At 68.5% G+C, this 19,891-nt stretch carries 14 protein-coding genes; 2 read left to right on the forward strand and 12 right to left on the reverse strand.

The genetic code is table 11. The annotated features are described in order from the left end of the window. Positions 1-16: 16 nt before the first annotated feature. From SSKA14_RS21530 to SSKA14_RS21540, 3 genes are all read right to left on the reverse strand, one after another. Positions 17-433: a hypothetical protein gene (locus SSKA14_RS21530; protein ID WP_008268247.1), complete on the reverse strand. Its 417-nt coding sequence runs from the start codon at positions 431-433 to the stop codon at positions 17-19. A 67-nt stretch (positions 434-500) separates the two neighbouring features. Next, complete coding sequence (gene glyA, locus SSKA14_RS21535; protein WP_008266020.1) at positions 501-1,754, reverse strand: serine hydroxymethyltransferase; 1,254 nt, start codon at positions 1,752-1,754, stop codon at positions 501-503. A gap of 172 nt (positions 1,755-1,926) precedes the next feature. Further along, the gene (locus SSKA14_RS21540; protein ID WP_008267952.1) at positions 1,927-2,400 is read right to left on the reverse strand and encodes an RcnB family protein; all 474 of its coding nucleotides are present in this window, start codon (positions 2,398-2,400) and stop codon (positions 1,927-1,929) included. A 253-nt stretch (positions 2,401-2,653) separates the two neighbouring features. Between SSKA14_RS21540 and ettA the strand changes: the two genes are divergently transcribed. Both ettA and SSKA14_RS21550 read left to right on the forward strand, forming a co-directional pair. After that, complete coding sequence (gene ettA, locus SSKA14_RS21545) at positions 2,654-4,318, forward strand: energy-dependent translational throttle protein EttA (protein WP_005412220.1); 1,665 nt, start codon at positions 2,654-2,656, stop codon at positions 4,316-4,318. 84 nt (positions 4,319-4,402) lie between these two features. Further along, the gene (locus SSKA14_RS21550; protein WP_008268362.1) at positions 4,403-5,719 is read left to right on the forward strand and encodes an NCS2 family permease; all 1,317 of its coding nucleotides are present in this window, start codon (positions 4,403-4,405) and stop codon (positions 5,717-5,719) included. A 39-nt stretch (positions 5,720-5,758) separates the two neighbouring features. Here the strand turns inward: SSKA14_RS21550 and bcsZ are convergent, their stop codons facing one another. Genes bcsZ through SSKA14_RS23155 form a run of 9 tightly spaced genes read right to left on the reverse strand, consistent with a single transcriptional unit; the run spans position 5,759 to position 19,729 of the window. Next, positions 5,759-6,901: a cellulose synthase complex periplasmic endoglucanase BcsZ gene (bcsZ, locus tag SSKA14_RS21555; RefSeq protein ID WP_008266929.1), complete on the reverse strand. Its 1,143-nt coding sequence runs from the start codon at positions 6,899-6,901 to the stop codon at positions 5,759-5,761. Further along, positions 6,885-10,466, reverse strand: a complete 3,582-nt coding sequence (gene bcsC / locus SSKA14_RS21560) for a cellulose synthase complex outer membrane protein BcsC (protein ID WP_008266107.1) — start codon at positions 10,464-10,466, stop codon at positions 6,885-6,887. Before bcsC ends, bcsZ begins: the two co-directional genes overlap by 17 nt. Further along, the gene (gene bcsB, locus SSKA14_RS21565; RefSeq protein WP_008267973.1) at positions 10,466-12,835 is read right to left on the reverse strand and encodes a cellulose biosynthesis cyclic di-GMP-binding regulatory protein BcsB; all 2,370 of its coding nucleotides are present in this window, start codon (positions 12,833-12,835) and stop codon (positions 10,466-10,468) included. Before bcsB ends, bcsC begins: the two co-directional genes overlap by 1 nt. Then, positions 12,832-15,456 (reverse strand): UDP-forming cellulose synthase catalytic subunit, encoded by a 2,625-nt coding sequence (bcsA, locus tag SSKA14_RS21570; RefSeq protein ID WP_008266134.1) that lies wholly within the window; start codon positions 15,454-15,456, stop codon positions 12,832-12,834. The genes bcsB and bcsA overlap by 4 nt, the downstream gene beginning before the upstream one ends. Beyond that, positions 15,456-16,211, reverse strand: a complete 756-nt coding sequence (gene bcsQ / locus SSKA14_RS21575) for a cellulose biosynthesis protein BcsQ (RefSeq protein WP_050413402.1) — start codon at positions 16,209-16,211, stop codon at positions 15,456-15,458. The genes bcsA and bcsQ overlap by 1 nt, the downstream gene beginning before the upstream one ends. After that, a complete protein-coding gene (gene bcsR / locus SSKA14_RS21580) occupies positions 16,208-16,387 on the reverse strand; it encodes a cellulose biosynthesis protein BcsR (RefSeq protein WP_040008936.1) in 180 nt (59 codons plus the stop codon). Before bcsR ends, bcsQ begins: the two co-directional genes overlap by 4 nt. Continuing rightward, a complete protein-coding gene (gene bcsG, locus SSKA14_RS21585) occupies positions 16,387-18,018 on the reverse strand; it encodes a cellulose biosynthesis protein BcsG (RefSeq protein WP_040008938.1) in 1,632 nt (543 codons plus the stop codon). Before bcsG ends, bcsR begins: the two co-directional genes overlap by 1 nt. Continuing rightward, on the reverse strand, positions 18,015-18,194 hold the full coding sequence (gene bcsF / locus SSKA14_RS21590) for a cellulose biosynthesis protein BcsF (protein ID WP_040008940.1): 180 nt from the start codon (positions 18,192-18,194) through the stop codon (positions 18,015-18,017). The genes bcsG and bcsF overlap by 4 nt, the downstream gene beginning before the upstream one ends. Beyond that, on the reverse strand, positions 18,191-19,729 hold the full coding sequence (locus SSKA14_RS23155) for a BcsE family c-di-GMP-binding protein (protein WP_157636003.1): 1,539 nt from the start codon (positions 19,727-19,729) through the stop codon (positions 18,191-18,193). The genes bcsF and SSKA14_RS23155 overlap by 4 nt, the downstream gene beginning before the upstream one ends. Positions 19,730-19,891 lie beyond the last annotated feature (162 nt).

The raw sequence follows: 19,891 nt of genomic DNA on the forward strand, positions 1-19,891 counted from the left end.
CCTTCCGTGGGCCGCGTCACGGGCGGCGTTTGAGCCACAGCAGCATCGCAGCCGGCACCAGCAGTGGCGGGCCGAACAGCAACAGGCCAAAGCCCTCCGCGCGTTCGGTCAACCCGACCACCACGCCCAGTACGGCGATGGGCACGGCAACCAGCGCACCCAGCAGCAGGCCCCACCACCCGATGCGGCTCACGGCCCGCAGGCCCGGCCGGCCGTGCAGCAGAAAATCGACGCTGATACGCAGCCAGACAACGATGCCCACGGTGCCGGCAGCGCCCAGCAGCACCATCAGCAACCGGCTCGGCAGCCGGGTTTCCTGCATCAGGCCGGCGTACACGCCCACCAGGGCGACAATGCCGCCCAGCAGCGCTCCTGGCAGGCCAAACACCACTGCCAGCGCGGCATACAGATATCTGAGGCGGCGCTCGTCCATGCGCGGGTGCTCCGATGCCGGGGTCAGAGCCCTTCCCGCGGGAAGGGTTCCGACCCCACAGGACCGATCAGCCGTAGACCGGGTACTTGCGGCACTGCGCGCTGACCGCGTCGCGCACGCGGGCGATGACGGCGTCATCGGCCGGTGCATCGAGCACGTCGGCGATCCAGTTGGCCAGGTCCACACAGTCCTGTTCGACGTAGCCGCGGGTGGTCACCGCCGGGGTGCCCAGGCGCAGGCCCGAGGTCACGAACGGCGAACGCGGATCATTCGGCACCGAGTTCTTGTTGACGGTGATGTGGGCCTTGCCCAGCGCGGCTTCCGCGTCCTTGCCGGACACGTCCTTGCCGATCATGTCGACCAGCATCAGGTGGTTCTGGGTGCCGCCGGAAACGATCTTGTAGCCACGTGCGATGAGCGTGTTGGCCATCGCCTGGGCATTCTTCACCACCTGCTGCTGGTAGGCCTTGAAGCCCGGCTCCAGCGCTTCCTTGAAGGCCACGGCCTTGCCGGCGATGACGTGCATCAGCGGACCGCCCTGGATGCCCGGGAACACGATCGACTGCAGCTTCTTGACCAGGTCTTCGTCGGCGCCCTTGGCCACGATGATGCCGCCGCGCGGCCCGCGCAGGGTCTTGTGGGTGGTCGAGGTGACCACGTGCGCGTGTTCCAGCGGGCTCGGGTAGACGCCAGCGGCGACCAGGCCGGCCACGTGGGCCATGTCGACGAACAGGTAGGCACCGACCTTGTCGGCGATGGCGCGGAAGCGCGCCCAGTCGATCACCTGCGAGTAGGCAGAGAAGCCGGCCACGACCATCTTCGGCTTGTGCTCCAGCGCCAGGCGCTCGACTTCGTCGTAATCGATCAGGCCCTGGTCGTTCACGCCGTACTGCACGGCGTTGAACAGCTTGCCGGAAGCATTCACCTTGGCACCGTGGGTGAGGTGGCCGCCGTGCGCCAGGCTCATGCCGAGGATGGTGTCACCCGGCTGCAGCAGGGCGAAGTACACGGCCTGGTTGGCCTGCGAGCCACTGTGCGGCTGCACGTTGGCGTAGTCGGCACCGAACAGCTGCTTGAGGCGGTCGATGGCCAGCTGCTCGGCGATGTCCACGTATTCGCAGCCACCGTAGTAGCGCTTGCCCGGGTAGCCTTCGGCGTACTTGTTGGTCAGCTGGCTGCCCTGGGCTTCCATCACCGCCGGGCTGGTGTAGTTCTCGCTGGCGATCAGCTCGACGTGGTCTTCCTGACGCTGGGTCTCAGCGGCAATGGCCTTGGCCAGTTCGGGATCGTAGGATTCGATGCGGACGTCACGCGGGAACATCGGGTACTCCAGCAGGCAGGGAAAGGGGTACGACTCAGCCCTTGATTGTAGCCCCGCACCGCGCCGCTGGGGCCGAAACGGACGGGGCCGGCATCCCCGAAGGAATCCGGCCCCGTATGGTTTCGCCTGCCGTATCAGTAGATCCACGCCATGCGTGGATCAGACCGCCGACTCAGCGGCCGCTGAGCACGTACTGGGCGATCACGCCGGTGGCGATGGCCACCAGCAGCATGTTGCCGCGGTCATCGCGGATCCAGTGGTGGCCATAGGGCGGGCGGCGCAGGTGGTAGCGCGGGTAGTCGTTCACCACGTAGACCGGGCCGGAGTAGTAGTTGCGATAGGGCGAACCGACGCGCCAGCCGTAGCTGCCATAGCGCGGCGGCGGTGCGGGCCGATAGACCACCCGCGGCGGTGCCGGGCGGTAGTAGCGGTCGTGGTCGCGGTGCCAGTCGCGGCGGTCACGCTCCCAGTCGCGCCGGGCCTCGCGGCGGTCGCGTTCCCAGTCACGGCGATCCTGGCGCCACTCGCGGCGGTCTTCGCGCCATTCACGGCGGTCCCGGTGGTCGTTGTCGGCGAAGGCCGGGGCGACGGCACCCAACGCCAGCACAGAGGCCACGGCGCCGGCCATTACTCGATTGATGCGCATGTCAGACCTCTGCTTGGGTGGGTGGTGAGCCCATATTGCGCACCTGATCTGAACCGTTTCCGGCTGGAAACGCTTCCCGCTGCGGGACTGTGACCGAGTATTCAGGCGATAGCCAGCCCGGCGCCCCCTGCCCGGCGCGGCCCGGAAGCGGTTCCGGCTATAATTGGCGGTACACCTTTTCAGTCTGTGCCCGCTGCCGCAACGGGATGTTCCCGTGACGGACCGGGCGCAGGGCCGCGCCTACGGAGACCTCATGTCCTCGCAATACATCTACACCATGAACCGCGTGTCCAAGGTGGTCCCGCCCAAGCGGCAGATCATCAAGGACATCTCGCTGTCCTTCTTCCCGGGCGCGAAGATCGGCCTGCTGGGCCTGAACGGTGCCGGCAAGTCCACCGTGCTGAAGATCATGGCCGGCGTGGACACCGATTTCGAGGGCGAGGCCCGCCCGCAGCCGGGCATCAAGGTCGGCTACCTGGCGCAGGAACCGGAACTGGACCCGACCAAGACCGTGCGTGAAGCGGTCGAGGAAGGCGTGGGCGAAGTGCTGCAGGCCCAGGCCGCGCTGGACGCGGTGTACCTGGCCTATGCCGAGGAAGGCGCCGACTTCGACGCGCTGGCCAAGGAACAGGAGCGCTTGGAGGCGATCCTCGCCGCCGGTGACGCGCACACCCTGGAAAACCAGCTGGACGTGGCCGCCGATGCGCTGCGCCTGCCGCCGTGGGATGCCGTGGTCGGCAAGCTGTCCGGTGGTGAGAAGCGCCGCGTGGCGCTGTGCCGCCTGCTGCTGCAGAAGCCGGACATGCTGCTGCTCGACGAACCGACCAACCACCTCGACGCCGAGTCGGTGGAGTGGCTGGAACAGTTCCTGGCGCGCTACACCGGCACCGTCGTGGCGGTCACCCATGATCGCTACTTCCTGGACAACGCCGCCGAGTGGATCCTGGAACTGGACCGCGGCCGCGGCATTCCGTGGAAGGGCAACTACACCGACTGGCTGACCCAGAAGGACGAGCGCCTGAAGCAGGAAGACAACCAGGAAAAGGCCCGCCAGAAGGCGATCCAGAAGGAACTGGAATGGTCGCGCCAGAACGCCAAGGGCGGCCGCACCAAGGGCAAGGCCCGTCTGGCCCGCCTGGAAGAGCTGCAGTCGGTCGATTACCAGAAGCGCAACGAGACCAATGAAATCTTCATCCCGCCGGGCGAGCGCCTGGGCAATGCGGTGATGGAGTTCAAGAACGTCTCCAAGAAGTTCGGCGACCGCCTGCTGTTCGACAACCTGAGCTTCCTGGTGCCGGCCGGCGCCATCGTCGGCATCATCGGCCCGAACGGTGCCGGTAAGTCGACCCTGTTCAAGATGATCACCGGCCAGGAAAAGCCGGACACCGGCGAGATCGTGGTCGGCCCGACCGTGAAGCTGTCCTACGTCGACCAGAGCCGCGATGCACTGGAAGGCAACCACAACGTCTTCCAGGAAATCGCGGGCGGCCTGGACATCCTCAACATCAACGGCATCGAGATCCAGTCGCGCGCCTACATCGGCCGCTTCAACTTCAAGGGCCAGGACCAGCAGAAGATGGTCGGTTCGCTGTCCGGCGGTGAGCGTGGCCGCCTGCACATGGCCAAGACCCTGCTGCAGGGTGGCAACGTGCTGCTGCTCGACGAACCGTCCAACGACCTGGACATCGAAACCCTGCGTGCGCTGGAAGATGCGCTGCTGGAGTTCCCGGGCAACACCTTCGTCATTTCGCATGACCGCTGGTTCCTGGATCGCATCGCGACCCACATCCTGGCGTTCGAAGGCGACTCGCACGTGGAGTTCTTCCAGGGCAACTACCGCGAGTACGAAGAAGACAAGCGCCGCCGCATGGGCGACGACGCTGCGCCGAAGCGCCTGCGCTTCAAGGCGCTGAAGTAAGGCAACAGGAAAGGCCGCGCTCGCGCGGCCTTTCTCTTTACTGTGGGTCGCCCGCTCGCTGGCGACACCTTCGCGAGAATCCCCATGTCCCTGTTCGAACGCCTGTTCCAGCTGCAGCAGCACGGCACCACCGTGCGCACCGAGCTGCTGGCCGGTGTCACCACCTTCCTGACGATGTCCTACATCGTCTTCGTGAACCCCGAGATCCTCGGCACCACCGGCATGGATGCCGGTGCGGTGTTCGTGGCGACCTGCCTGGCTGCCGCGCTGGGTTCGGCGGTGATGGCGCTGGCCGCCAACTTCCCGGTCGGCATGGCACCGGGCATGGGCCTGAACGCGTTCTTCGCCTTCACCGTGGTCGGCGCTGCCGGCCTGCCGTGGCAGCAGGCGCTGGGTGCGGTGTTCATCTCCGGCCTGGTGTTCCTGGTGCTGTCGCTGACCGGCGTGCGCGCTTGGCTGGTGTCGGGCATTCCGGCATCGCTGCGTTCGGCCATCGTGGCCGGCATCGGCCTGTTCCTGGCGATCATCGCGCTGCAGAAATCCGGCGTGATTGTCGGCAATGAAGACACGCTGGTGGCGCTGGGCCCGTTGAACACGGCGCCGCCGCTGCTGGCACTGGCCGGCTTCCTGTTGATCGCGGTACTGGAAGCACGCCGCATCCGCGGCGCGATCCTGATCGGCATCCTGGCAGTGACGGCCGCAGGCTGGGCATTGGGTGATGTGCAGTACCAGGGCCTGGTGTCGTTGCCGCCGAGCCTGGCCCCGACCTTCCTGCAGCTGGACCTGCCTGGCCTGCTGCACCACGACGGCGGCGCGCCGATCGCGGTGCTGCTGCAGGTGGTGCTGGTGTTCGTGCTGGTGGAGGTGTTCGACGCCACCGGCACGTTGTACGGCGTGGTCGGCCGCGCCGGCCTGCTGAAGCTGCCGGGTGCGCAGAAGCGTTTCGGTCGTGCACTGCTGGCCGACAGCACGGCGATCGTCGCCGGTTCGATGCTCGGCACCAGCAGCACCACCGCCTTCGCCGAAAGCGCCTCGGGCGTGCAGGTGGGCGGCCGTACCGGGCTGACCGCGCTGGTGGTGTCGGCGCTGTTCCTGGCCGCGCTGCTGTTCTCGCCGCTGGCGGCGATGGTGCCCAGCTATGCCACTGCGCCGGCGCTGCTGTTCGTGGCCGGATTGATGCTGCGCGAACTGGTGGAAGTGGACTGGAGCGACCTGACCGAATCGGTGCCCGCCGCGCTGTGTGCGCTGGCGATGCCGTTCACCTACTCGATTGCCAACGGCCTGGCGTTCGGCTTCATCGCCTACGCCGCGCTGAAGGCGGGCACCGGCCGCTGGCGCGAAGTGCACCCGGCGGTGTGGCTGGTGGCGGTGCTGTTCACCCTGCGCTACGCGCTGGAGTAAGCGGCGCCGGCATGCACCCGGCCCTGCAGCGCGCGCGGCTCACCAGCGCGGCTGCAGCCTGCCGTCGGCGTTGAAGCGCCAGCGCCCTTCGGCCCAGCCCAGCCCGAACAGGCTGAGCATCTGCGAGTAGTACGCCGGGGCATCGGCGCGCTGCTGCTCGGCGCTGGGCAGGCTGGCCTGCAGTGCACGGGCGCGCTCGTTTTCTCCCTGGGCCAGCAGATACGGCAGCAACGCCGCGCGGAAGCCGTAGTTGCCTTCGCCCTGCCCCTGCCCGCTACGGGTGTCGATCTTTTCCCACATCGCAGCACCGCTGCGCAGGCGCTGCAGGGGGCCGGACAACGCAGCCAGCTGCGGCCGGAACAGCGGATCGCGCGGCGCGGTCATGCCCGCCCAGGCGTAGCAGCGGATCGCATCGTAGCTGCCGACCGCACCCTTCACCGGGTCGGCCACGAAACCGCCGGCCTGCCAGGCCGTCCAGTCCGGCGCGAATCCGTGCGGACTGCTCTGCTGCAGCATCCGCACCGTGTTTGCCGCCAGTGCCGGCCACGGCCCCTTGCGGTCAACCGATGCAAACCGTCGCAGCAGCGGCAATGGCAGATAACTGGGGTTGATCCGGGTCGCATCGCCTTCGACGAAGCCCTGCGGGCCGGGCAGCAGCATCGGGCCCAGCCCCGGCAGCTGCACGATCTCGCGCTCGCGCACCTGCTGCAGCATGCCTTCGGCGATGGCCTGCAACGCCGGACGCCGCCACAGGCGCGCACCTTCCAGTAGCGCATAGGCCAGCCACAGATCCGAATCAGAGGCGGGGTTGCTGTCCAGTACCTGCCAGCCCCCCTTGGCATCCCGCCCCCACAGCCAGGCCGGCAGGTGCTGGCGCATGTCACCGCCGGCCAGATTGTCCTGCGTCCAGGCCAGGATGCGATCGAACAGGGTCTGGTCATTGGCGACCAGCGCAAAGAACAGTGCATAGGACTGCCCTTCGGAGGTGCTGCGCTGATCATCCTGGCTGCGATCGATCATGCGCCCGTCGCGGCTCAGGCTGCTGTCGAGCAGCACCTGCCACGCGGGCCAGCGCGATGCCGATGGCGCCGGTTGCGCCTGCGCGGCACCCCAGCCGAGCAGCGGCACTGCCGCGGCCGCCTGCAGCAGGCGCCGGCGGTGCAGGTCAGCGGAATTCGCCATAGGGCACCAACGGAGAGACCGGCAACGGCAGGTTGCCCTGCCAGGGTTTGAAGGTATAGCGCAGGTAGAGCTGGAACGAGTTCGGCGAGAAGTCGCGGCTGCGCTGCAGGGTACCGGCGGCGCCCAGCACGAAGTGGTCACCCAGCCGGCGCTCCACCGCACCGTACAGGCGGTAGCCGGTGCCGGTGCTCTTGCTGTCGCCGGTGTACAGGCCCGCCTGGTCCAGTGTCAGCGGGCCGTATTGCGGTTCCAGCTGGGCGATCACGCGTTCGATCAGCGCCTGGTCCGGGTAACGGCTGATCGAGGACGTCCGCGCGCTGGACACGCTCACCGATCCATCCAGGCGCACCGACCAGGTGGCGTTGCGCCAGGCGAAGCTCACCGGCAGGCTCAGCGATGCGTAGCGCTGCGGGCTGTAATAGCCGCCCTGGCCCAGCGAGTAGCCGCCCAGGTCCTTCTGGTAACGCCAGTACATCGCGGTGGTACCGATATCCAGGCGCATGTCGGTGCGCTGGATCAGCTTGTGGTACCAGCCAACCATCGCACGGGCGCGCGTGTTGTCCACCACGTTCTCGCCGGTCAGGCGATGCCAGCTCCAGTTCGACCAGACGCCATTGCGGCCGCCCTGGTCGTAGCCCAGGCTGAAGGTCAGGCCATTGGCGGTGACACCGCCCCAGCGGATGCCGCTGCGCGGGTCGTATGCACCGGCCTGCGACAGCAGCGAATTGGTCATCGGCCGCCGCGATACGGTGGCTCCCCAGCCGAAACGGCCCAGGTCTCCATTGAAGGTGAGGCCGCCGAGCCAGTTGCCGACCGCATAGTTGGACGGGGTATGGCCGATATCGAAATTCCAGCGATCGTCGAGCGTGCGCCAGCCGACGGCGAAGCCGGCACCGGACGTGCGTTGCTGATGCACGAACCGGGTGCAGCCCGGTGCACGCAGCCGCGTGCCGTCGGCCTGGACCAGGTCCAGATCGCAGCTGCCGAAGTCTTCGTCGTAGGTGCCATTGGCATCGGTCTGGAAGCGCCCAGCATCGAACTGCACCTGCTCGATGCGCGCCCAGCCCAGCCCACCGGCGAACGGCGCGTCGAGGTGCGCGATGCGGGTATCACGCGACAGCCGCGAGATGCCCGGCGTGCCATCGCTGCGGCGGCCCGTATCCTGCATCACGGTCAGGGTGGGATTCTCCTGCTGGTACAGGGTTTCGACATCACTGCGCAGGCTGCGACGCAGCCAGTCGTCGCCTGCGGTCTCGCGGCTGGCCAGTGTCAGCGCGCGGTTGTCGCGCGGTGCTGCCTGTGCCGGTGCCAGCAGCCCGTTGCCAGCCATGGCCTGCGCGTACATGTCCAACGCCTGCTGTGGATCGTCACGGCGAACCAGCCGTGCCGCGTCGCGCCAGGACTGTGCGTCGGGCGCGGTCCTGCGTGCCAGCAGCGCACGCAGGATCGCGAGCGCCTTCGCGTCCTCGCGCAGGTCGGTCCAGATGGTGGCGAGCTGGCGCTGCTGCCCCGTCGCCTCATCGGCAACCTGGGGCGGTGCATCCTGCATCTGGCGGCGTGCGCTGGCCAGGTCGCCGCTGCCGATCCAGGCCTGGATCCGGCCCAGCTGCGCATCGACGTTGTCCGGTTGTGCCGCCAGCACGCGCTGGTAGTAGTGCAGTGCCTGCGCGTGGTCACCGCGCAGGCGGGCCCACTCGGCCAGCAGCATGTCGTTGTCGGTGCTGGGCGGTTGCTGCAGCAGCAGGGCGATGGCCTCGGCCTCCCTGCCCTGCGCGCGCAGCTCCCACAGATGGTCGGTCAGCTGCTGCCGGTGCAGGCGCGCCGACAGCGCGCGGATGTCATCGTCCCACTGTGCCTGGGGCAGTGCATCGAGCACGGCCAGTGCCTGCGGCAGGCGATCGGACCCGGACAGGTACAGTGCCTGCGCATAGCGCGCCTCTGCACTGCCGTTGCGCCGGGCCATGTCGGCCACCACGGCATCGGCCTCCTGCTCCCGGCCTGCCGCACGCAGCTCGTTGCCGAGGGCATAGGCCAGCCAGGCATCTTCGGGCAGTTCCGCGCGCAGCTGCGTTCCCAGTGCGATGGCCGTGGCGGCATCGCCGGCAGCCAGCGCCTGCTCGCGGCGTTCGCGCAGCCGCGTGATCTGCAGCTGGCGCAGGTCTTCGGCATACAGCTTGCGCTGTGCAGCGGGCAGCGCGTTGATGAACGCCTCCAGCCGCTGCGGATCGGTGCGGCCATACAGCTGCACCAGCTTGCGCACCACGTTGGCATCGTTGGGCGCGATCCGCCGTGCACTCTGCAGCTGGCGTTCGGCAGCCGCATCGTCACCGCGCGCGACGGCGACGTCGACCAGGCCCAGCACAGCATTGACGTCGCGCGGCTGCTGCCGCCGTGCCTGCGCGTACAGGCGCTCCGCTTCGTCCAGGCGGCCTGCCTTCAGCGCAGCATCGGCCTGGTCCAGCTGCAGCCAGTAGCGGGTGCTGGCGATCAGGTCGCGCCACTTGTCATTGCTGTCGCCGGCCGGTGTCGCCTGCACCGCGCGCTGGAAGTAGGTGATGGCCTGCTCGCGGCGGCCCTGGCGCATCAACGCCATGCCCAATCCGCCAAGCAGGCCTGGCTCGCGTGGATAGCCTCGCAGCGCCTGCAGAAAGGCGCGCTCGGCGTCTTCATTGCGGCCCGCGTCCAGCAGCTGCTGGCCGCGCAGCCCGGCACGCCAGGCCGGGTCACTGACCCGCTTGTGCTGGTCCGCGTAGCGCTCGCGCACCAGTGCGATGTCGGTAAATGTGGGATTGCGGGTGATGAAGTCCTGCAGGCGGCGCACGCTGCGTTCGTCGGCCGGCTGATCCTTCAGATAGGCCCATTCGGCGTCGGCGGCCATGCCGCGCGCTTCCGGGTTGCGCCCCATGCGTTGCAGCGCCGCCAGTGCCTCGCTGTCGCGGCCCGCAGCGAACAGCAGCTGCGACAGTGCCTGCAGCAGGGTGACATTGCCCGGGTAGCTGCGATCCAGCTCGGTGAGCGCACGGATCGCGGGTGCACGGCCTTCGGCCTGGGTACCGCGAAGCCGCCAGTATTCCAGGCCCAGCTGCAGGCCCGGCGGATCGTCGTTGAACAGGCGCCGGTAGATCGCCAGTGCTTCCTCGCTGCGACCACCGGCGGCGAACAGGCGGGCCTGCTGCAGTTCCTGCTGAAGGTCGCCGCGATAGGCCTGCCACAGGCGTTCGCCCGCCGCCAGCTCGCGGCTGCCTGCGCCGATCTGGCGCAGCCGTGCCAGCGTGGCTTCGGCATCGTCCAGCTTCTGCTGCGACAACTGCACTTCCAGGATCGCCACCAGCGTGCCGCGATCATCCGGTGCCAGCATCCGCAGCCGCGCCAACGCGTCTTCGATCAGGCTCTGGCGGCCGGTGGCCTCGCCGATACGCACCTGCTGCAGCAGCCACTGGCGTTGCTCGGCCACCGTGCCTCCCGGTGTGGCCGGCAACGCCTGTGCCGCGCACGGGCCGGCACCGGCCAGTCCCAGCAGGACCAGCCCCGACGCCGTCACCAGCGGGTGCCGCGTGCGCGCCATCAGTGCCCCGGATCCAGGCGTTTGGCGGCCACCCAGCGCAGCGTGCGCCACAACAGGAAGGCGAACATCAGCACCACCAGCGTGGCCAGCACCGCCAGCAATGCGGGATGGTCGGCCAGGTGGTACCACAGCAGCAGCCACCACGGCAGCGCGCCAACGTAGTAGTGCTCACCCACGAACTGGCTGTGGATGCCGGACGTGCGCAGGATCGCCACCGAGCCGGCAATTGCCTCGCGCTTGCCGGTATCGCTGAGCGCGTCGTCGAGCAGGCCATAGTCCGCGGCATTGCTGGCGGCCAGCGAGACGATGCTGCGCTGGGCATGATGCGGCGACTGCATGCCGATGATCGCGGCAAACGGTGCCTGCGCGGTCACCGCAACCTCGGTCACCGCCGGGTCGCCATCACGGCTGCCACGCCGTGCCTGCTCCATCGCCTGCTGCGGCGAAGGCGACTGGCCGTTCAGCAGCCGCGTGCGCTGGTCATCGATCAGCAGCGAAAGCTGTTGGCTGCCGCGCAACTCGGCCGGCAACGCACCCAGCATCAGCAGGTCCGCATCCAGTGCGCTGGCCTGCTTCCAGTCATCGGACAGGCGCAGGCCGTAGGCGGGGTAGCCGGTCTGCACGCCCAGGCCACCCACCAGGTTCAGCAGCAGGCTGACCTGCGCCTCGCTGGCAGCGGGCGGCACCAGCACGACGGTCTCGGACAGGTCGGCCATGCGGGTGAACGGGAAACCGCTCAGGGCGAATGCAGACAGGTCCGGCAGGCCCATGTAGTGATGGAAGCCGGAGAAGTCGATGGTTGAATCTTCCTCGATCGCCGCCTGCAGGTTCGGTGGCAGCACGGTCTGGCAATGATCGCGCTGCGCGCTGCCCATCACGCTGGCGAAGTTGAAGTCGAAGCGCAGCTGGTTGCGGTCACCCAGCTTGAGTGCAGGAATCAACAGGCGTCCATCGTCGGCACCGGCATCACCGGCCAGCACCGGCAGACGGATCTCTTCCAGGCCCTGCTTGCCGGTGCGCCGCACCAGCGGGAAGCTGGAAATGAACTGATCGTTGATCGCAACGCCCAGCCGCGACTCGTCGCTGCCGAAGGGCGGCGTGTAGCGGTAGCGCAGGTTCAGCGGAATGCCCTGGTTGCGCCAGATGAACAGATCCGGCGGCAGGTTGAGGTTGACCGTGATCGGCTGCGGCGACACGCCGTTGGCATGCAGCTGCTGCGGATAGTCCAGCAGTTCGGCCAGGCGCACGGCGCGGTCGGTGCGCACCCAGTTCGGGGCGTCGTACGGCTTGCGCGGGGCCAGCGGCTTGATCTCGTCAATGCTGACCTGGCGCCCGCGGAACAGCACGTTGCCGGCCGCCATCGCAGCCACTGCCTTCTGCAGGTCGTCATCGTTGCGGCCCAGCACCAGCAGCAGCTTGCGCTGCGGGTCGTCCGGCAGTGCCATCAACTCGATCACCGGGCCCTTCACCGGCGCGTGGTTGCCGATCACCGCGGGGAATTTCCCGTTCACGGCCAGCACCACCGCATGGCCCTTCTCGGGCAGCGCGCCGAAGCTCACCGGGAACCGCGCCTGCCGCCACCAGCCGGCGAGGCTGCCGAAGTACGACGACATCACCGCCGCCGCGCGCTGCTGTGCCAGGCTCGGGGTGCCGGTGAACACCACTGGCAGTTCGAGCCGCGCGGTGTCGCGCGGATCGAAGAACGGCAGCGGGAAGTTCGCCAGGTCGTCCTGCATCGCCAGCGGCTGCCCACCCAGGCGCAGGGTGCTGTTGCTGGACAGGTTGACCCACAGCGAACTGTGCGTGGGTTCTTCGCAGATGTCGGTGTAGTGGCCGACGAACTCCAGCCGCACCTGGTTGAAGTCGGCGATCAGCCGCGCATCCAGCGGCAGCTTGGCCTGCACCGGGCGACCCAGCTGATCGTTGCTGATCGGCACCACGCCCATCATCGCGTCGTTGAGGTAGACCCGCAGATGCGACAGGGTCGGCAGCAACGACGGCGAAGGCGTGAAGCTCAGGTCCAGTTCCGCATCGCGCACCAGGCGGTCGCGGCGGACCTGGAACTCGAACGTGGTGGCGTTGCGCACGCCGGACAGCAGGGTGTCCTGGCGCCGCCCCAGCTGGGCGAACGTGCTCTGCCGCTGCCAGGGCCAGGCGCTGCCGGCCCAGGTCTGCGTCAGCGCCGCTGCCTCGGCCGGAACCGCGGGGGTGGCCGAGGTCGTGGGCAGCGCAGGCGGCGCTGCCACCGGTGCGGCATTTGCCGGTGCGGGCGGCGGCACCGGGACCGGAGCAGGAGCGCTGTTGCCGGATGCCACCGGCAGGGCCAGCAGGGGCAACAGCAGCCAGCGCAGAGAAGACGGAATGCTCATGGACGAAGCCCTGGATCAGCGGCTGGGTCAGCCGGGTGGGAAGGAAGCGGACGTTGCGGGGCAAAGCTGGCGAGCCATCGCAGCAGGCGACGATTCCAGTGTGCCGGGCGGTCGAGGTCGAACGGAGTGAAATCGCCCATCCGGCGGTAACCGCGCCAGCCCAGGACCAGCACGCTCCACAGGCTGCGCGGCAGGCTCTTGGGTTGATAGCCGGCATGCCAGTCGAGCCACGCGTCCGCGCGCGCGAACGTGCACTGGGCGAACTCCACGCGCTGGCGCTCGTCCTCGAACAGCAGCAGCAGGCCCAAGCGGTGGCCGACGGTGCGCTGCACGCGTGCCGGGAAAGCGAATTCACGCCGGCCGCGACCCAGCAACACCTGTACCTGCTGGCCTTCGGCGAGCTGGGCATCTTCGCCCAGTTCGACGCCAACGCCATCATTGGAGTAGTCCTGCAGCACGCCACGCAGGCGCCGGCCATCGGGAATCTCCAGCGCCATCGGCAGGCGGGTGGTGACGCGATGCGTGCGCCGCACCTGCTGCACCTCGGCGGCCACGGCCAGCGCTCCACCGATGATCAGCAGGTTGTACAGCACCCACAGCGAGCTGACGACCACCGTGCCGCGTTCATCGGCCGGCCCGTGCATGAACCGCCACACCGCAAAGCACAGGCCCAGCACGTTCAGCAGTGCCAGCACCAGATAGGGCCGCGCCACCCGCCAGTCGAAGCGGTCACCGGCCTGGGTGCCGCCCTTGTCGGTGACGTTGAACTTGCCGCGCCCCGGGCTGAACAGTGCCACCGTGGTGGGCCGCGCGATGTACCAGGCCAGCACGGTCTCATACACCTCGCCCCAGAACGGGCGGCGGTACTTGCCCTGGATGCGGGCATTGGTGAGGCTGGCATGGGCCATGTGCGGCACCACGAACAGCAGGATGGCCAGCGCCGGGGCGTAGATGATGTAGACGTGCAGCAGCAGGAACGCCAGCGGCGCGGTCAGGAACACCAGCCGCGGGATGCCGGCAAGGAAATGCAGCATGGCGTTGGCATAGCAGAAGCGCTGGAACAGGCTCAGCCCCTTGCCCAGCAATGGGTTGTCGATGCGGAAGATCTGCACCATGCCGCGCGCCCAGCGGATGCGCTGGTTGACGTGCGCGCCGAGGCTGTCGGTGGCCAGCCCGGCCGCCTGCGGGATGCGCAGGTAAGCCGAGTTCCAGCCCTTGCGGTGCAGGCGCAGGGCGGTATGCGCATCTTCGGTGACCGTCTCGGTGGCGAAGCCGCCGATCGCATCGATGGCCTCGCGCCGCAGCACCGCGCAGGAGCCACAGAAGAACGCCGCGTTCCACAGATCGTTGCCGTCCTGCACCAGCCCATAGAACAGCTCGCCCTCGTTGGGATCGCTGCGGAACACCTGCAGGTTGCGCTCGAACGGGTCGGCGGAGAAGAAGTGATGCGGGGTCTGCACCAGCGCCAGCTTCGGGTCACGCAGGAACCAGCCACAGGTGATCTGCAGGAACGAGCGCACCGGCAGATGGTCACTGTCGAAGATCGCCACCAGCTCGCCATCGATCAGGGTGAGCGCATGGTTGAGATTGCCGGCCTTGGCGTGGCGGTTGTCGGTGCGGGTGATGTAGTTCACCCCGGCGCGCTCGGCGAAGGCACGGAACTCCTCGCGCTTGCCGTCATCGAGGATGTGGATGCGCAGTTTGTCCGCAGGCCAGTCCAGGCCCATCGCGGCGTATACGGTATGCCGTACCAGCGCCAGGTCTTCGTTGTAGGTGGGAATCAGCACGTCCACCGTCGGCCATTGCCGCACGTCGGCCGGCAGCGGCGCAGGTCGCCTACGCAACGGCCAGGCGACCTGCACGTAGCCCAGCATCAGCACCAGCCAGGAGTAGGTTTCCGCAGCCAGCAGGATCACGCCGCAGACCAGGTCGAAGGTGCTGTTCCAGTTCAGCGTGGCGGTATAGCGCCACCACAGGTAGCGGCAGGACACGGTGATCGACAGCACCACCAGCACCAGCGTGGCGTAGCGGCCCTGCATGCGCCGCACCAGCAGGGCGATGATCCACAGCAGCAGCACGAACACGAACTGCGCGAAGTAGGTGAACGGCTGGGTGATGCACAGCGCCGCCAGCGCGAGCGTGAGCAACCCGATCAACAGCGTCAGCAGATGCCGCGAGCGCGGCGACAGGGCGCGGACACGCTGCCCGAACCAGCCTGCGAAACGGCTGTTCCAGAACTCGCTGGGCGCATCGCTCATCGCCCGCAGATAGCGCAGGCGGCCTCGGCCTGCGGCGCCGCGAAGCTCGGCAATCCGCTGGCGGTTGGCTTCGGCCAGGCGCTGCCGCCGCTTCGACGCCTTCGGCACCAGCCGCACCAGTGACAGCCAGGCGGCCTGGATCAGCAGACGCAGCGGATCACCCGGACGCCAGCGACGGTCACCCTGGATCTGCGGGAAGGCGTTGCGCAGCCGCGGCGCGATCGACTGCCAGGCCGGCCCTTCCAGGCGCAGGAAGGCCCACCCGGTCCATTGCAGCAACCACAGCAGCGCCCGCGTCGGCCAGGACGCATGCACCCGCTCGCGCAGGCGCCCCCAGCCCAGGTAGTAGACCCGGGCGCCCATCAGGGGCCGCCTTCGCGGTGCTGCCGCCGGGCCGCTTCAGCCAGGCACCACAGCACCAGGCCGTCGACGTCGGCCGCGGCCAGCGAGTTCGCTGCATAACGGCCCAGCGGTTGCTTGCTGGCGAGTGCGGCCGGCACCCGCGCATCCTCATGCAACGGCTGCGGCACCAGCCGCCTGGCATGGGTGTGCAACCACAGCTGCATCAGATCGCGCTGCACCGGAACGGCCGGGTCGTAGCGGTTGGCCAGCACCAGGCGCTCGTCGTCCGGCTGCCGTTGCAGGACCACATGACTGACCGGATCGACGCAGGCCAGGCGCAACGGCAGGGTGCAGCGCGCGTGCTGGTTGATGGCCGCCGCATGTGCCGGCAGGCGCTGTGGCAGATCGAACAGCACCCAGTCGAACTGGGGCTGCAGCAGCGGCAGGCGATCGGCCCAGGTTGAAGGCGCCTGGCGCAGCTGCTGCTCGACCTGCATCGCGCCCTCGGCATCCACCCGGCCATAGGGCAGCACGGCCAAGCCGGGCGCGATGGCATAGGCGGCATCGCGCCAGTCGCTGCCGTCCAGCTGCGCGCGCGCCCAGCCACCGTCGACATCGGCGGGCAGGCCCAGATGCAGGCCGAGCATCTGGTCGGGACTGCATTCCACCAGCAGCACGCGCTGGCCCTGGGCATGCAGGCCCTGCCCCAGCGCGGCCAGCACCGTGGTCACGCCGGTGCCGCCGTGGACGCCCTGCAGGGACAACATGTTGCTCATCCGCGCCGCTCCAGTTCCGCCAGCAACGGCCAGCGCGCCAGCGCCTGGGCACGCTCATGCTGGGCCGAGAAATCCACGTAGGGCAGCTCCGGCATGTCCAGGCTGCGGCGCAGCAGATCGATGTCGTCCTCTTCCACGGACAGGGTGGCGGGTACGGCAAGAATGTCGGCAGGCATCAGCGCGCATCCTCCGGGTAGGGGCTCCAGGTCTGGCTGCCCTGCAACTGCAGCCAGGGTTTGCCGCCGTAGTCGATGACCTTGGCGCCTTCGTTCTCCGACACCGAGGGCGTCTGCGGCAGGCCCTTGAGCAGGCTGTCCCAGTTGCGCTCGCTCGGCGGCGACTGCGCGTTGAGTGCGTAGACGCGCGAGACCAGCTCGGACACGGCCAGGTAGCTGCTCGGCTCGGGGATGTGGCGCGGGCCACCGGCCGCCGGTGCGCCCATTCCGACCAGCTTGACGCCCACCGGCACGTGGGTGATCGACGGGCTGGGGATCTCGCGCATGCCCGGAATCTGCATGCGGTCCCCGTGCAGCGCGGCGCCATGTTCGGGGACCACCACGATCATCGCGCGCCGGCCGCTCTTTTCCACCGCATCGACAAAACCGGCCATGTCACCCAGCACCATCTCCGCGCGCGCCTTGTAGTCGGCGGCATTGGAACGGCCATCGGCACCGACGATGCGATTGCCGTCATGCAGCGAGATCGTGTTGTAGAACAGCGCCACCTGCTGCGGGGCTTCGGCCAGCCGCTGTTTCCACCAGGCCATCAGCACATCGCCATCGCGGCGCAGTGGCGACTTGTCGAACGCCACCAGCGCCTTCGGGAAGGCGCTGATATCCATCGGCTGTGCCTGCAGCCCACCGTACTGGTGCAGCTCGCCGATGAAGTCGTCGAAGTGGCCATCGTGGTTCATCGCCAGCTCGCTCTGGAAGCCCAGCCGCTGCAGGTTCGAGAACAGCTGGCACTCGGCAGGCACCGGGTCGAACAGCTTGGTATGCGAGGTCTGGCCACAGCTGGCGCGCAGCAGGCGGATCGCTGCCGGGCCGCTGTAGGCGGTGGCCGAATTGAAATCGTCGAACACCACGTCCATGTGGTCGAGCAGGTTGTTCTGGCGCAGCCCGACTTCATCCAGGTCGCTCCACGCCAGCGAGCAGATGTTGAGGATGATGACGTCGAACGGAGCACCGCTGGCCGGCGCCGGGAAGCTGGTCTTCAGGCTGGCCTGCTGCTGGTAGAAACTGGTCAGCCACGCATTGAGCGTGTCGTTGTTGGCAGGCGGCAGCCCCCCTGTCGTCGCCCCAGCGGTCCCTGTGCTGGCCGCCGTGGCGGTGCCCTGCCCCCAGTTCCAGCCGGCCGGCATCGGTATTGCCATGACGGCCAGGCCGAGCATGCCCAGCACGCTCAGGGTGGTGATGCGCAGCCACGGCTTGAGCAGGAAGTAGGCCACCAGCAGCAGCGCGAGCACCGCCACCATCTGCCAGTTGATGAAGCGCTGGGCCAGTTCGAGCCAGTAGTCGGCCGAGAAATCCAGCACGCCCGGTTGCACCAGCAGGCGCTGGAACGGTGGCCACCAGGTGTCCTGGTAATAGAGCGCCACGCCCACCGGCACGGCCACGACGGTGCGTGCGATGCGTGCCCAGCGCCAGCGCAGCGGAACCAGCAGCGCACCCAGGAACAGCAGGTTGGGCAGGATCTTCAGGTCCAGCGCGCCCATCCAGGCCAGCACCACCTTGGACAGGAAATACAGGTTCCAGCCACGCAGGTCGGCCCATGCGAACGGAGATGCGGGAACGTTCTGCGGACTCATGCAGCGCTCCGCGGCGCACGCTGGCGCACGCCGGCGCGGCGCAGGTGGCGGGGCGGCAACCAGCGCGTGGCTCGGCGGCGCAGCCCGCGCCACAGGGTGCCCAGCATGGCCCCGAAGGGAATCATCACGACCGCGCAGGCGACGATCAGGGTCCAGAGTTGCTGGTCGGTGGTCATGCGGTATCTCCCAGCCGCAGCGGCTTCGGGGCAACGACGGCCGGCGCTTCCCGCACCGGAGCCACTGCGGGCAAGGCAACCGGCGCCTCGGGCAGCAGCTCGACGTCCGGATCGCTGCCGCTCGGGTTCATGGCGGCGATGTCGTATTCGGCAAGGCGCTGATAGCCGTCAAACAGTTCGCGCCAAGGCAGGCGGAACAGATTGCCCAGCGCCTGCTCGACCGCATCGCGGCGGCAACCGAACAGGAACAGGCGGACCTGCCCGCGATAGACACAGGCAAGATCACCCTGGCGGCGGATGCGCAGCTGCTGCAGGGTCTGTTCGGCGCGCAGGCCGGCAACCGGCTGCAGGGCCAGCACCGCGCTTTCTACCGCACTGCCGTCCTGGTCGATGCGTTCTGCGGCGATCTGGCGGAAACGTGCGGCATTGACCAGGCCGCTCAGCGACGGCGGCCGATGGGCGCGGATCAGCGGCTCCGGGTCATCGGCCAGCTGGCCCTGCCAGCGCTGCCGCTGCACGGTTTCCAGCAGCGTCAGCAGTCGTGGCAGCGGCGTGTCGGCCGGCACCACCAGGCTGCACCCGCACTGCATCAGCAAGCGTTCGTCGGCGTAACGCAGGCAGGGCTGAAGCTCGCGCACGACCAGCTTCAGGGCGGTGCCGCGCTCGCGGCGCAGGCGGTGCAGCAGCCGGGCCAGCGCGTCCACCTGGGCGTTCTCGTTGATGGCCAGCACCACGGTGGCCTCGCGCGCCTGCAATGCGGCCGGCAGCAGGCCGGCCCAGCCCTCGTAGAGGCGCCATGCGGCGGACAGCGGCGGCGCGCCCTCCAGCACTTCGGCCTGGGCCAGGAAGACGTCGCGATCACTTCCGCTGGCAAGGCTGGCAGCCTCGCCACCGGTATCGGCCTCGGCCACGTGGCGCAGGCCCGTCCCCTCCTGCAGCACGCCAAAGGAACGCTGCGCAACCACGCCATGACTGTTCGACCAGTAATGCAGCAGCAGCTGCAGGGCACCGCGATGCGGGTGCAGCTGGGCCACGCCGGCGCAGGCCCGGTTCAAGGGCAGCAGGCGCGGTGCCAGGGTGGCGACTTCGCCATGGCAGAGCAGCAGCACGATCTGGCCGGTCTGCCCCGCCCAGCGTTGCAGCCGTTCGCACCAGCGCGCCAGGCGCGTGTCATCCCAGCCATCCAGCGCAGCAACCGGAAACTGCACCAGGCTGAGCCCGGTAGCGGCGGACGCCACGCGCGGCAGGTCCGCCGGCAGGCCACGCAGCGCCTGCTGCATGCCGTGGTGGGAACGCTGGAACAGGCGAAGGCGTGCCGGTCCTTGATCGTCCGCCAGCAGCGACAGCATCGGCTCGGCGCCACGGCCCAGCGTCACCAGAACGGCGTCCTGCAGCGCAGCGGCGGTGGACAGCACGCCGGCACCGAGCAGGTCGGTCGGCGCGCTGCCGGCCGCGACGACCCAGTACAGGCCGCCCCCGCGCATCTCAACGAACTCCGAAGGCAATCCGGCAATGGCAAGGTGGGCTGCTGTCACGCCGGGTCCTTTCAACGCCCCTCAACCGGGCGGAAGGCCCGATGGCGGAGACGCTGCGGTGAAGGGAAGGTCATTTCCATGACGCACATCACATTCATGTTTCTGTACGGTCATGATAGCTCCGATCTTCACGTTTGCGGCATCAAGACGCAGTCAACGCCG

The sequence above is a fragment of the Stenotrophomonas sp. SKA14 genome, assembly GCF_000158575.1.
Taxonomy (GTDB): Bacteria; Pseudomonadota; Gammaproteobacteria; order Xanthomonadales; family Xanthomonadaceae; genus Stenotrophomonas; species Stenotrophomonas forensis.